The 13662-nt window shown below is 41.3% G+C and carries 13 protein-coding genes and 1 tRNA gene; 7 read left to right on the forward strand and 7 right to left on the reverse strand.

The features are described 5' to 3' along the window. Nucleotides 1–56: 56 nt before the first annotated feature. The 5 genes from KA713_18930 to KA713_18950 form a co-directional block, all read right to left on the reverse strand. On the reverse strand, nt 57–842 hold the full coding sequence (locus KA713_18930; GenBank protein UXE66498.1) for a PhzF family phenazine biosynthesis protein: 786 nt from the start codon (nt 840–842) through the stop codon (nt 57–59). Between the two features lie 51 nt (nt 843–893). After that, the gene (locus KA713_18935) at nt 894–1349 is read right to left on the reverse strand and encodes a DUF1572 family protein (GenBank protein UXE66499.1); all 456 of its coding nucleotides are present in this window, start codon (nt 1347–1349) and stop codon (nt 894–896) included. Between the two features lie 10 nt (nt 1350–1359). Then, a complete protein-coding gene (locus KA713_18940) occupies nt 1360–2280 on the reverse strand; it encodes an EamA family transporter (GenBank protein UXE66500.1) in 921 nt (306 codons plus the stop codon). Nucleotides 2281–2325: 45 nt separating this feature from the next. Next, complete coding sequence (locus KA713_18945) at nt 2326–2490, reverse strand: hypothetical protein (GenBank protein ID UXE66501.1); 165 nt, start codon at nt 2488–2490, stop codon at nt 2326–2328. Nucleotides 2491–2655: 165 nt separating this feature from the next. Further along, the gene (locus KA713_18950; protein ID UXE66502.1) at nt 2656–3405 is read right to left on the reverse strand and encodes a hypothetical protein; all 750 of its coding nucleotides are present in this window, start codon (nt 3403–3405) and stop codon (nt 2656–2658) included. Between the two features lie 250 nt (nt 3406–3655). On the opposite strand from KA713_18950, the gene KA713_18955 reads away from it, so the two are divergent. Next, nucleotides 3656–5092 carry a PLP-dependent aminotransferase family protein gene (locus KA713_18955; GenBank protein UXE66503.1) on the forward strand — a complete coding sequence of 479 codons (1437 nt, stop codon included), beginning with the start codon at nt 3656–3658 and terminating at the stop codon, nt 5090–5092. Nucleotides 5093–5340: 248 nt separating this feature from the next. Here the strand turns inward: KA713_18955 and KA713_18960 are convergent, their stop codons facing one another. Both KA713_18960 and KA713_18965 read right to left on the reverse strand, forming a co-directional pair. Then, complete coding sequence (locus KA713_18960; GenBank protein ID UXE69194.1) at nt 5341–6696, reverse strand: trigger factor; 1356 nt, start codon at nt 6694–6696, stop codon at nt 5341–5343. A gap of 104 nt (nt 6697–6800) precedes the next feature. Further along, nucleotides 6801–6882: transfer RNA gene (locus KA713_18965), tRNA-Leu, on the reverse strand. A gap of 156 nt (nt 6883–7038) precedes the next feature. On the opposite strand from KA713_18965, the gene KA713_18970 reads away from it, so the two are divergent. The 6 genes from KA713_18970 (at nt 7039) to KA713_18995 (ending at nt 13255) form a co-directional block, all read left to right on the forward strand. Further along, on the forward strand, nt 7039–9255 hold the full coding sequence (locus KA713_18970; GenBank protein UXE66504.1) for a bifunctional (p)ppGpp synthetase/guanosine-3',5'-bis(diphosphate) 3'-pyrophosphohydrolase: 2217 nt from the start codon (nt 7039–7041) through the stop codon (nt 9253–9255). A 51-nt stretch (nt 9256–9306) separates the two neighbouring features. Next, nucleotides 9307–10455: a hypothetical protein gene (locus KA713_18975; protein ID UXE66505.1), complete on the forward strand. Its 1149-nt coding sequence runs from the start codon at nt 9307–9309 to the stop codon at nt 10453–10455. After that, the gene (locus tag KA713_18980; protein ID UXE66506.1) at nt 10439–11026 is read left to right on the forward strand and encodes a hypothetical protein; all 588 of its coding nucleotides are present in this window, start codon (nt 10439–10441) and stop codon (nt 11024–11026) included. The genes KA713_18975 and KA713_18980 overlap by 17 nt, the downstream gene beginning before the upstream one ends. An 87-nt stretch (nt 11027–11113) precedes the next feature. Further along, on the forward strand, nt 11114–11575 hold the full coding sequence (locus KA713_18985) for a transcriptional repressor (GenBank protein UXE66507.1): 462 nt from the start codon (nt 11114–11116) through the stop codon (nt 11573–11575). 39 nt (nt 11576–11614) lie between these two features. Beyond that, nucleotides 11615–11950 carry an STAS domain-containing protein gene (locus tag KA713_18990; protein UXE66508.1) on the forward strand — a complete coding sequence of 112 codons (336 nt, stop codon included), beginning with the start codon at nt 11615–11617 and terminating at the stop codon, nt 11948–11950. A gap of 36 nt (nt 11951–11986) precedes the next feature. Then, nucleotides 11987–13255: an adenylosuccinate synthase gene (locus tag KA713_18995; protein ID UXE66509.1), complete on the forward strand. Its 1269-nt coding sequence runs from the start codon at nt 11987–11989 to the stop codon at nt 13253–13255. Nucleotides 13256–13662: the final 407 nt, after the last annotated feature.

Consider the following 13662-nt stretch of genomic DNA (forward strand, 5'->3'; position numbering starts at 1 on the left):
TCTGTGTATCTCCGTTTTCACTGCGGTAAAACCACTGGCACAAAGGAGACGGAGCGTTAGTTTATAAAAATCTTCCCAACCAAATACAACTTCGCTTGTCCGCTAATTTCCACCCTATCGCCCAGCAATTTGCATTTCAGTTTTCCAATTCGCTTGGAAAGTTGCAGTGCCGTAAATTCTGTTTTGTTCAACACTTTTGCCCAGTACGGTGTGAGTGATGTGTGAGCCGAACCTGTAACGGGGTCTTCATCACCTCCCGACTGAGGGCCAAAAAACCGCGAGACAAAATCAACAGCTTTGCCTTTGGCGGTCACAATAATGCCCCGTGCTTCCACTTTTCCAATCATTTTAAAATCCGGGCTCATGTGTTGGATTTGGTCTTCGTTTTCATACACGAGCATGTAATCGGTTTTGCCTTTAAATGTTTTTAGCGATTTCACGCCAAGACCTTCTTCCAATTCAGGAATGGAATCTACTTCTTTCAAACTATCGATAGGAAAATTTAAGGTAAGTGTATCACCAGACTTTGCTACTGTCAACGGCCCGCTCCGTGAATTGAAGGTAATTTTATCGCCTTGGTAATTTTCGTGATGAAACAAAACAAAGGCAGTGGCCAATGTAGCGTGGCCACACAAGTCAACTTCCACCGTTGGTGTAAACCATCGAATGCGAAGCCCCTCTTTTTCATTGACGTAAAATGCAGTTTCGGCCAAACAGTTTTCCATGGCAATGTTTTGCATTGTTTCGGCTGGCAACCATTCTTGCAAAGGGCAAACGGCTGCAGGGTTTCCTGAAAAAACTTTTTCCGCGAAAGCGTCTACTTGATAGATTTTGAGTTCCATGAGTCAGAAGTTAGATATGAGATTTGAGATGTTAGATTTTAGAAATGATTTTTAAGTAAAGCTATTCTCCAATAACCTCCTGTGATAATTGATTTGACCTAGGTGATAGCCCAAATGCCCAACCAAGTGAATAAGAAAATAGCCAGTGGTCATCTTGTCCTTAAAAACAACAATTGGATATTCCTCTGCTAATGAATCATCTTTGATATTTGGCAATACCTTCTCGATCATGGTAATGGTCTCTTCTACCATCTTTATCAATTGCTGCTGGGGAATATCTTTCAGTGCAAATTCTTGGTCGCGATGGCGAACGTAACCCGTGTTGCCCAGCGTTGTGCCAATATAGTGATTGAGGTTGCCCACCACGTGCAAACATAAATTACCGGCCGAGTTGGTAATGCCCGGCTTCACTTGCCAAAGGATGGTTTCATTTTTGTAAAGTGAAATTTCTTCTTTCAACTTTTGTAAGTCTTTGACGAAAACTTTTTTTAGTTCTTCCAAAACCATGATGATTTATTTAAATGGTTGCTTGAGTTTTTTTAAATACTTTTAGCTGATAGCCTTTGTTGACAATGTAAATCCCAGCAATGGTGAGTGCGATGGCCAAACCAACGCGAAGGTTTAGTTTTTCATTTAAAACCAACCAGCCAAGCAATACAGCTACAATCGGGTTGATATAGGCGTAGAGCGATACCAATGTCATTGGTAATTTTTTAATAGCATACGAATAACAGGCGTACGCTGTTACCGAACCCACCAACGACATATACGCCATGGAATAAATCACGGAGCTGTTCCATTGGATGCGGCTGTAGTCATCCAACAATAAACTCAACGGAATTAAAAATATTCCGCCAAAGAGCATCTGCAACCCTGCGTTCATAAATGGATTGCTATCGGTATTTTTCTTTTTGATCCAAATGCTACCGATGGCCCAACATAAATTGGCCGCGAAGGTGAGCACAATGCCAGTGGTATAATTTGAGTTAGAAAACTCAGAAAGGTGTTCGCCAAAAATCATCACAATTCCTGTAAGGCCTGTCACCAATCCTAAAATGATTAGCCAATTGGGTTGTTCATCTTTGGTAACAACCACATTGATAAGCACCGTCCAAATCGGCATCATCGAGCAGATGATGGCGGCCATACCGCTAGAGATATACATTTCTGACCAACCCACCACGCTGATGCCCAACGTTACCATAAACAAACCGCTGATGGCTTGATTGAACAACACTGTTTTGTTTGGCCACGCTGCTTTTTTAGAAACGAGAACCAATACAATTAAAATGGGTCCGGCTGTTAGAAATCTAAAAATGGAAAAGAGAAATGGCGGAAACTGCGAAACGCCAATGCGCAAACCTAGGTAGGTGGTTCCCCAAATAATGCACACGGCACCAAGTGCGAGGTAAGCTAGTAAGTTTTTGTTTTCTTTCATTTATGTTTTAAGTGTAATAAAATATTTTCGTTAAACCAGCTTAAGCTAAAATCTCCACGGGTTCTTTTCAATGGAGTGGGCCCTTTTAGTCACTTTCTTCTTCACCGCAGATTTGCTGGGGAAACAAACCTGCAATTTTTCCCCATTCTTGTCACTCAATACTACTTTCAACTCTTGCAAAAAATAATGAATGCCTAAATGTGTGGTCATGACTTTTTGGTTTTATGTTAGAAACGGGTAAGCAATGATTCCGACCACTACCCCTAGTACCAAAACAATTTTCCGTCTTGTTCGCATCGTGGTAAAAAGTTGCTCAAATGTCTTGATAATACGCAAATAAAACAGTTTCAGTTTTATGTATTTTAACCATATCAGTTAATGAATCCACTGCCCTGCAATCGTAAACATCAATCCGTTTTTAGTGGGATTGGCTTCTTCATCTGAAGTATGAAGCATGGCCAAGCCTGTGAAACCAAAGCTCATGAAAAAGTGGTTGCTCACTTTTATTCGACTGTATGCTACATGTAGGGCAGTGGTATAATAATATGAGTGGTCGAATACTTGGTTGTTCCACCATACAGATGAAACTACATCCCAGTGTTTGCCCGTGTAAGTCAAGCGCAGTCGATTGACCCAGTCCCTTTCTTCGGGAGCGAAAACCAGATTGGGCAACAGGCTCATGTGCTCGGCTGTCCATCGTGGATGAAGTTTTATACTCGTCACCATAATAGCCACCACATCCGAGCCATGATCGGCAATGCTGTTGGATTCTTCCAAGAATGAACCAACATAGGGAGTAAATGTAATTTTGTTGGTGACCTTGAAATTTTTGTACAATGCAATCAGGGCAAAATTGTAGAAGGTGTTGTGGTCTTGTAAGTCCAATCCTTTGAAAGCCATAAAGCCCCACTTCTTTCGGTCATAGGTAAAGTTTACATCGAATGTCGGATTTTCGCTGCCCAACCTACCGCCATACGCGAATATCCCTTGGCTATGCAGTCGGGTAGTAAAACGCCAATGCGCAGCCGATACTTTTTTCTTGGCTTCAATAGAATCTTTCTCCGTAAAAGCGAACGAAGAAGTGACAGCGAGCAGAAAAAATAGAGCACTTAACAAAGTTTTCATATGCGTGGTTGAATTTTTATGCCAACTAAGTGCGGCATCTCACCAAGCTCAACCTGCTTGTTGCTGTTTATACTACGAAGGTTAATCGACCAAGCAGAAACAGCTGCGTAGTAATAACCGAAGTAGTATTTTTTAAAATTCTTTACAAAACTGGTGGTAAATACGTTGGAATAACAGTTTCAGTTTTATTATCTTTGACCGTATCAGTTTTAAACCAAGAACTAGAAACTTAAAACTTTAGAACTTACCAATGGAAACAGAACTTGACATAAAACCCGACCATCTTTATCATGAAGTGGCGGAGCGTATTGAAACGCTCATCGAAAAGCAAACATTGAAGTTGGGTGACAAACTGCTGTCGGTGCGGGCGCTCAGCAAAGAGCAAGGCATTAGTTTGAGTACGGCTTTTCAAGCCTATTATCATTTAGAAAGCAAAGGTCTTATTGAAGCACGGCCGCAATCGGGTTATTACGTAAAGTTCTCGCCACAAAACACATTTGATTTGCCTACGTGCTGCGAGCCAACCAACGAAGTGCTGCCCGTAACACTCGATGATATGATTACGAGTGTGTACAACGATTTGCGTTCAACGAAGATCACTTCATTTTCGGTGAGTGCACCCGACCCAAGTTTGCTGCCCACTGCTAAATTGAAGAAGTCGGTGATGTATTCATTGAACCACGAGGCTGACCATTGCTTGGGGTATGAGCACGTGCAAGGCAACGAACAGCTTCGCAAGCAAATCGCGCGGCTGAGTTTTAATTGGGGTGGTGCCTTGAGCGAGCAAGATGTGATTGTAACCGCTGGCTGCATGGAGGCGCTGTCACTTTGTTTGAAAGCTGTGACACAACCGGGCGACACTGTGGCTACGGAAAGCCCCACGTACTATGGAATTTTTCGAGTGATGGAAAGTTTGGGATTGAACGTGGTGGAAATACCAACGAATCCGGTAACGGGCATCGACTTGGATTATTTGGAGCGTGCGATACCCAAATTTAAAATCAAGGCATGTTTGTTTGTGGCCAACTTCAACAACCCCGTGGGCAGTTGCATTCCCGATGAAAAGAAAAAGCAATTGGTGAACATGCTCGCCAAGAAGGAAATTCCTTTGATTGAAGATGATATTTATGGCGAAATGTTTTTTGGCAAAACACGGCCGCGCACCTGTAAATCATTTGATAAAAAAGGATTGGTGTTGCACTGTGGTTCGTTTTCAAAATCGTTGGCACCCGGTTACCGCATTGGGTGGGCGGTGCCGGGGCGGTTCAAAGATAAAGTGATCAGCCTCAAGCGCATGAACAATATTTCTACCAACACGTTGGCGCAAGTTTCCATTGCCCACTTTTTGCAAAACGGCCGCTATGAGTTGCACTTACGCCATTTGCGCAAAGCACTGCACACACAAAGTTTGCAATACCTGCAGGCCATCACAGAATATTTTCCGGAAGACACCAAAATCAGTCGGCCGCAAGGTGGCTTTGTGCTGTGGGTGGAGATGAACAAAAAAATGGACGGCTATAAATTGCACAAGCGTGCATTGAAGCACAACATCGGCATTGCCCCGGGGCAAATCTTTTCCATGAAAGGTTCTCAATTCTCCAACTACTTCCGTCTCAGCTACGGCACACCGTGGAATTCAAAGGTAGAGCACGGCTTGAAAACGATAGGGGAGTTGATGGGGAGGTGAGGGAGGGTACGACCTGTGTTGATTATGGCTGCAGTAAAATTTCGAGAACGAATTTGCTTTTTTAGAAACGAGAACCAATACAATTAGAATGGGTGCGGCTGTTAGAAATCGAAAAATGGAAAAGAGAAATGGCGGAAACTGCGAAACACCAATGCACAAACCTAGGTAGTTCCCCAAATAATGCACACGGCACCGAGTGCGAGGTAAGCGAATAAGCCTTTGTTTTCTTTCAGTTATGTATTTTACTACTAATGATTATGGCTTGCTGCTATTTTCTTGAACTCGTCTAGGCTCACCTTCTTTTCATTGATGGTAATGGCTTCCTTTACCACTTTCATTATTTTTTCGTGGCGCAATTGATTGTAGATGCGCATAAAATTTTCGCCTTTGCCATCTTGGCCAGATAGGAAGTTGTTGGCAATGTCATCCAGTTTGCTACCCAACTGGGCTGCAATGGACTCCCCCCCAAATTGTTCGATGATTTGTTTCTTGGCCTTCTCACGCACTTCATCCCCTTCTACGGTGATGCTCTTTTCTTCCGTGATTTGGTTTTTTATCAAATCCCACTTGAGTGATTCTTTGTATTGGCTGAATTCTTTCTCCAATACCTCGTCCGTTACTTTACCAGCGCTTGTATTTTTTAGCCATGTCTTTAAGAAATTTTCAGGCATGCTGATTTTGGTATTGTCAACAAAATAATGTTGAATCTCATGGTCGAGCAGGTGTTCTGTTTCGCGCTTGTAGTTTTCGGTTATGGTCTCTCTAATTTTGCTCAAAAACTCCTCTTCCGTTTTTACTACTTCGGATCCAAATACTTTGTCGAACAATTCTTGGTTCAGTTCAGCAGTTTCCACACGGCTCACAGAGGTTACTGTAAACACATAGGTGCCTTTTGCTTGCTTCGCTTCTTCTTCTGAGAGGTTGAGTGCACGGGCACGTTCCGCTTCATCGGCCAATGCCTTTTCCACTTCAAATTCTACCACCTCCTCTTTCTTCAAGCCTATAAATTTCTTTTGCTCTTTCTTTTCAATTTTTTCAATCGATATATAAGAGCCCTTTTTCTCCTCACTTCCTTTCACCGAAATTTCACCAAACAAATTGTCTTGTGCTTCGCTTACTTCCGGATACGAAACTTTACCATAGCGTCTTTTGATATCGGTAAGTGTTTCGTCAATCACTTTTTGGTCGATTTCAATAGGATGAGAAGTTACCTTTACTTTTGTAGAGAGGTCTACTTTAAAATCTTCCACCATTCCGATTTGAAATTCAAACTCAAAATCTTTTTGATTGTCCCAATCGATGGTGCGTGCTTTTTCTTCATTGGGGATGGGGTCGCCCAACACTTTTAGTTTATTGTTTTTGATGTAGTCCGAAATGGAATGTGAAATCAAGTGATTCACTTCTTCCACCAATATCGACTTGCCAAACATTTTTTTGATAACCCCAGCCGGCACTTTTCCTTGGCGAAAGCCTTTGATGCTCGCTTTGCGCGAATAGTCTTTCACTTTCTCTTCTACCTTGGGCAGATAGTCGGTTTCAGTAAGTACAATACTTAAAGAGCCTTCCGTGCTGTTCTGTTTGTTAAGTGTAATGTTCAAGGGAATAAAATTTTAGTGATTCAAAAGATTTAAGATTAACTAAATAGGCAGTTAGCAAATTGCAATTGGCAATCTTGCCCCTTGCGTACTGCCAACTGCCTACTTTTTTGTGCGCATGGAGGGACTCGAACCCCCACGCCTTGCGGCACCAGATCCTAAGTCTGGCACGGCTACCAATTACGCCACATGCGCCTAATTACCTAAAAAAGCCTTTTTTGTAAAAAGGGAGCGCAAATTTAGATATTATTCAGTATTATTAAAGTCCAAAACAAAAATTGAAAAGATTTTGATCGCGGATTTCTTGCAAAAAGTGGGGTTGGGCGACAAAAAATATGATTCTATACAAAAATGGTAATTGACGAAGTAGAAGAGAAGAAGGAGATTATTGCCCGATACCGCAGATTGTTGCGCCTGGCAAAGCCTATTTTAAAAGATGGCGATGCTAAGTTGATTAAGCGCGCCTTTACCATTTCAATGGAGGCGCACAAAAACATGCGCAGAAAATCGGGGGAACCGTATATTTTTCATCCGCTAAGCGTGGCCGAAATATGTGTGGAAGAAATTGGCCTCGGCACCACGTCCATTATTTCTGCGCTGCTGCACGATGTTGTGGAAGATACCGATATTCAATTGGCCGACTTGCAAGGGATTTTTGGAGTGAAGATTGCCAAAATCATTGACGGGCTTACCAAGATAAGGGGAGTATTTGAGTACGGTACTTCTGCGCAAGCCGAAAATTTCCGAAAAATGTTGTTCACGCTATCGGAAGATGTGCGTGTGATTTTGATTAAACTGGCCGATCGTCTGCACAACATGCGCACCTTGGATAGCATGCCGCGCAACAAACAACTGCGCGTATCCTCCGAAACCATTTATTTGTATGCACCGCTTGCGCATCGCTTAGGGCTGAATGCCATCAAAACCGAGTTGGAAGATTTGTACCTGCGCTTTACCGATCGTGCTGTGTACAACGAGATTTCCGGGAAGATTGACGACACCCGTGCCTCGCGAAACAAATTCATTAAACAGTTTATCCAACCGATTAAAGATGAACTGGACGAATTGAATGTGAAGTACGAAATCAAAGGCCGGCCGAAGTCCATTTTTTCTATTTACAATAAAATGCGCAAGCAAAACATTCCGTTTGAGGAGGTGTATGATTTGTTTGCCATTCGCATCATCATCGATATTCCAATAGAGCAAGAAAAGTCATTTTGCTGGCAAGTGTATTCGGTAGTCACCGATTACTACACACCAAATCCAGATCGATTGCGCGATTGGATAAGCACCCCAAAAGCCAATGGCTACGAATCGTTGCATACCACAGTGATGGCAAAAAATGGCCAATGGGTTGAAGTGCAAATCAGAACGCTGCGGATGGACGAGATTGCGGAGAAAGGATATGCCGCCCATTGGAAGTATAAAGACAACGCAGCCAAATACGAATCAAATTTGGAAAAATGGCTCGTGCGTGTGCGCGAAACATTAGAAAAGCAAGACTTGACCGCACTTGAGTTTGTCGATGATTTTCGCGGCAACTTATTCAGCGAAGAAATATTTGTGTTTACCCCAAAGGGTGACCTGAAAAATTTGCCAACGGGTGCAACCGCACTCGACTTTGCGTTTGATATTCATACCGACATTGGCGCGAAATGTATTGGTGCGAAGGTGAACCAAAAATTGGTGCCCATAAATCATCTATTAAAGAATGGCGACCAAATAGAAATCCTTACTTCCGCCAAACAAAAACCAAACGAAGATTGGCTTCGCTTTGTTATTAGCCCCAAGGCGAAATCAAAAATCAAAGATTTGCTCAAAGAAGGCAAACGCAAAATTGCCGAAGCGGGCAAAGAGGTGTTGCTGCGAAAAATGAATCAGTTAAAAATTGATGCCCACAGCCAAGTATTCGAGCAAATGCGCGATTTTTTTAAAGTGAGCAGTCAACTTGATTTGAATTATAGGGTGGGCATGGGCACCATTACCGTCAACGATTTAAAGCGATTCAAAGAATACAAACCATCCTCACCACTCAAAGGCCAAGAACACAGCGAAGTGCGCGATGTAAAAACCATTGAGCAAGAACTAAACAAAGCCAAAGGCCGCTACGAAGATATTTTGCTCATTGGCGAAGACATGGACGTGGTAGAATACAAATTGGCAAAATGCTGTACGCCCATTCCAGGCGATGACGTATTTGGGTTTGTTACCGTGAATGAAGGCATCAAAATCCATCGCGCCAATTGCCCTAATGCCACAGAATTGTTGGCCAACCATGGCAACCGCGTCATCAAAGCCAAGTGGACATCGCAATACGAGGTTTCGTTCCTTACGGGATTGAACGTAGTCGGCACTGACCGTGTGGGCCTCATCAACGATGTTTCAAAAGTAATTTCAGAAGAGTTGAAAGTAAACATGAGTTCCCTCTCCTTCAAAACAGACCAAGGTATTTTCAGTGGCGAAATTATGCTCTATGTAAATGATACGCGCCACCTAGAAGTGCTCATCGAAAAACTCGAGAAGGTAGAAGGCGTGGTAAAGGTGAACAGGTTTGATTCGAAGGGGTGATGTTTTGATTTATTTTTTTTTGTAACATAGTATATATATAAACTAAAGTGTATGAAAAGATTTTGCTGCTTCTGCTTTTTTTCAATTCTCTTTGCTTGCTCTCAAACTGATATAGACAGTTTAAAATCAACTGTTGATTTAAGTAGGGTAATTAACCAATATGAAAAAGTAAACCCCGTTAATGGTTTTAAACCCGTATGGACAGAGAGTGATTTTTTATACTTAAAGGATAACGAGGTTTTAGTATTCACTCCACTCCAAAGGAATATGAGAGTTACTTATGGAGTTGAAACTTATTTCAGACGATTGGTCACTAAAGTTGATCAGTTCGGCACACCAACTGAAGAAAGTATGGTTATAGAGATAAGCTCCTTTGAAAAGGTTGCAAAGAATGACTTATTGACAATAACAAACTCTTTTCTTAATAATGAAAGCGTTTCATTAAACAGTGGAGCAATAGTTACCAGAAATCTTAATTTTGATTTAGAAGAAACTGCTATTTATCTAAACAAAGAGAGACTTGAATTTAATAAATCTTTAATTTCCCTTAACCAAGGGACAGGATCTCAAAAAAACTTAAGACAAAACAATGGTGGTAACTGTACAGATTGGTATTTAATCACTTATTGGTCCGATGGATCTGTAACAGAAGATTATCTTTATACAACCTGCGATGACTGTATTTATTGTATAGATAACGGTGGGACATCAAGTGATGGTAGCTCTGACGTAAGTGGGGATATTCAGTTAGACGAAGACGATGAGTATACCTGCCCACGGAATTTTAGTTTTTCTTCTGTCACTACTAATAACTTATGGCAAGAAGGTGCTTTAACCAATATCTACTGTGACTTAGCTATGACGAAACTTGGTAATACAAGTTCTTTAACAGTGCGAAAGGTTGAAATTCCCGTTTTGTATTTTGGTTTGCCATTTTATAATGTGGAGGGAAATTTAGTTTACAGTGAGGAAGAGGCAGCAGTAATCGCTACAAATGCTTTAAACTTTGGTGAGGCTGATATGAGGCAAAAATTTAAGGAGAATCCTGGCCTTACATCATTTCAACTTGGCCAAATTTGGTTAGAAAGGACTCAGTATCACATGAACTTAGAATCAAGTAACAGAGGCAGAGTAAACAAAACAGGCTCTATAAATCCATCAAATACTGTTCCAAAGAGAGCTTATGACCCGTGCATTTAGAATACTCTTTGTATTTATGACGTTGACCAATTTCATTAACGCAAAAGCTCAGGCTAAAGAGTTGCTTGAGATTGAAGGTCTTTTCTTAATTGCTAATTATGAAGAAATGTATGAGGAATTGAGAAAAGACTCGGCAAATGTAAATTTGAAAACACCAGCTATTCCCCAAGATATTTTATTAATTCCGTGCAGGTTATCTGACGTAGATATCCTTTCCGTGAAAGAAATTTTGAAATCTTGCGAATTGGCATATTTGATTTATTCACAAGCTGCTAGATGGACACAAAAGAATCTTGATAGTGTCTTTTTAAATGCTAAACCAGTACCAATAAGATATAAGGGCATTACTGGGTCCGCTCTTAATCCTTTTGCGGGCTTTCTAACAACAGGAAAGCTTTTAAAGGGCAGGCTTTTTTTTGATATTTCAAGAAACGAACATAAATATGGAATTAAAGACGCAAATAGGTATCGATTAATGGTTGTTTTTGATGATTTAGAAAAGGAAATAATATATTTGGATAACCCATTTGATTTCGGTTATCTAAAGAGAATCGAGCTCCACCCATTTTAAATTTATTAGATTTGCAATGCATTTCTACGAATCTATACCAATCGCAATCCTAACTTCTTCCTTATATATTTGCCCTTTAATCGACCAATGCCGCTCAACGCCAAGATATACGAAGAAGTAAAGCAGATATTTGTCGCCTACCTAGAGAACAAAGAACTTCGCAAAACACCCGAGCGCTACGCCATATTGGAAGAAATCTACTCCTCCGATGGCCATTTTGATGTAGAATCACTCTACATCAAAATGAAAAACAAAAATTATAGAGTCAGTCGCGCCACCGTTTATAACACTTTAGATTTATTGGTGGAGTGCGATTTGGTAAGCAAACATCAATTCGGAAAGAACTTGGCGCAATACGAAAAGTCGTACGGCTATCGTCAGCATGACCACCTCATTTGCACCGATTGCCACAAAGTGAAGGAGTTTTGCGATCCACGCATTCAAAACATTCAAAACACTGTTGGCGAGTTATTGCATTTTAAGGTCATGCACCATTCTTTAATTTTGTACGCTGCTTGTAGCAGACCCAATTGCGAGAACCGCAAATAACTTTAAGGTAATTTTGAACAAAACAGTAAAGTAAATCATATGAACTTTGCACAAGAAATAAAAAACAACTCGCTCATCCTCCGCATCTCTGGAGATTTAATTGGAGAAGACAGCGGCACCAAACTGGTGGGTGTGGTAAACGAAGTAGTCGGTCATCAAGTGCTTACTTGCATCATTGATATTTCAGATTTACGTTACATCAACAGCAGCGGCATTGGGGTGCTCATCACTATTCTCACCAAATTCAGAAACAAAGGAGGCGAAGTCTATTTGATGAACCCGTCTGAGAGCGTGAAAAAGTTGTTGGTGATTACCAAACTCAACGCTATTTTTCACATCATTAAGTCTGAAGAAGAAGCGATTTCTAAAAAATAAATTCTTATCGTCTTTGCGTGAAATAATCCTAAAATAATGAAAGTAGATGTACTCCTCGGCCTCCAATGGGGCGATGAAGGAAAAGGAAAAATTGTAGACGTGCTGGCACCCAAATACGATGTGGTGGCACGTTTTCAAGGTGGCCCCAATGCGGGGCATACACTAGAGTTTGATGGTATCAAACACGTGCTTCATCAAATTCCATCAGGCATCTTTAGGGAAAAGACCAAAAACATCATTGGCAACGGAGTAGTGCTGGACCCCATCGTTTTTAAAACAGAGATTGAAAAATTGCAGAAGTACAATCTCAATGTAAAGGCAAATCTTTTTATTTCTAAAAAAGCTACACTCATCGTTCCCACTCATCGTTTGCTCGACCAAGCCTATGAAAAAGCAAAAGGTGAGAACAAAATCGGTTCAACCTTAAAAGGAATTGGTCCTTCCTATCAAGATAAAATTGGCCGCCAAGGTTTGCGCGTAGGCGATGTGCTTTCACCTCAGTTCAAAGACAGATTCAATAAATTGATTGATATCCATTTTGAAATTTTGAAGAACCACGATGTGGTGTACGATTGGCCTTCGCTTCATGCTCAATTCATGGATGCCATCGAGTTCCTCAAACAATTCAATTTGATTGATAGCGAATATTTCATCAACAATGAAATCAAAAAAGGCGCTACTATTTTAGCCGAAGGTGCTCAAGGTTCTTTGTTGGACATAGATTTTGGCAGCTACCCATTTGTGACCAGTTCAAACACCGTTACAGCAGGCGCATGCACTGGCCTAGGTGTTGCTCCAAGTAATATAGGTGAAGTCTATGGAATCTTTAAAGCCTACAGCACGCGAGTGGGCAGCGGACCATTCCCAACCGAATTGCTCGATGAGCAAGGTGAGAAAATGCGCAAGCAAGGCAACGAGTTTGGCTCTACTACCGGCCGCCCACGCAGATGCGGCTGGATTGATTTGCCATCCCTAAAATATTCCATCATGATAAATGGTGTTACCCAACTTTTGATGATGAAGGCCGATGTTCTGAATATTTTTCCAACCATTAAAATTTGTACACAATACAAACTTGCGGATGGCTCAATTACAGAAACTATTCCCTATGAATTAGTTCATGAAAAGATTGAACCAATCTATACGGAAGTGAAGGGTTGGAATACTTCCCTAGAAGGCATCACCGAAACAAAAATGCCAAAAGAGCTTTCTGATTACATCGACTTATTAGAAAAATCGTTAGGTGTTCCTATTACCTTACTTTCTACGGGGCCAGATAGAAAACAGACCATCCACCGTAGTTAACTTTGCTCAACTAGGTTTTGCATGGGTTAAAAAGTAAGTCTTAAGCGATTTTTTAGATTCTATTCCTCATTTTTTTTATTTTTTTCTTCAATTTTAACTTACTGATAATCAACTATAGAAACCATCATCAGTAGGCTGTTCAAAAAACTTTTTCTTTCGTGTTTGCAAAAACGAGCTATTGACTTACCTTTGCACTCCCTTTTAACGAAAAGGGGAAATTCACACATAAAAACGGGTTGTTTATAATAACCGCTATCGATTCATGATAAGAATTGAAACGTTCCTTGAAAAGGTTGGGTAAAGAGAGGTAAAGGGGGCCGGGGCCCCGTTGGCGCAGATGGATGCGGCACCGGGGTCCGGGCCCGTCCAGAAGAGAACAGTTCCCCCTTGCAGCGATGCACTGGGGG

Source organism: Chryseotalea sp. WA131a, assembly GCA_025370075.1.
GTDB lineage: Bacteria > Bacteroidota > Bacteroidia > Cytophagales > Cyclobacteriaceae > ELB16-189.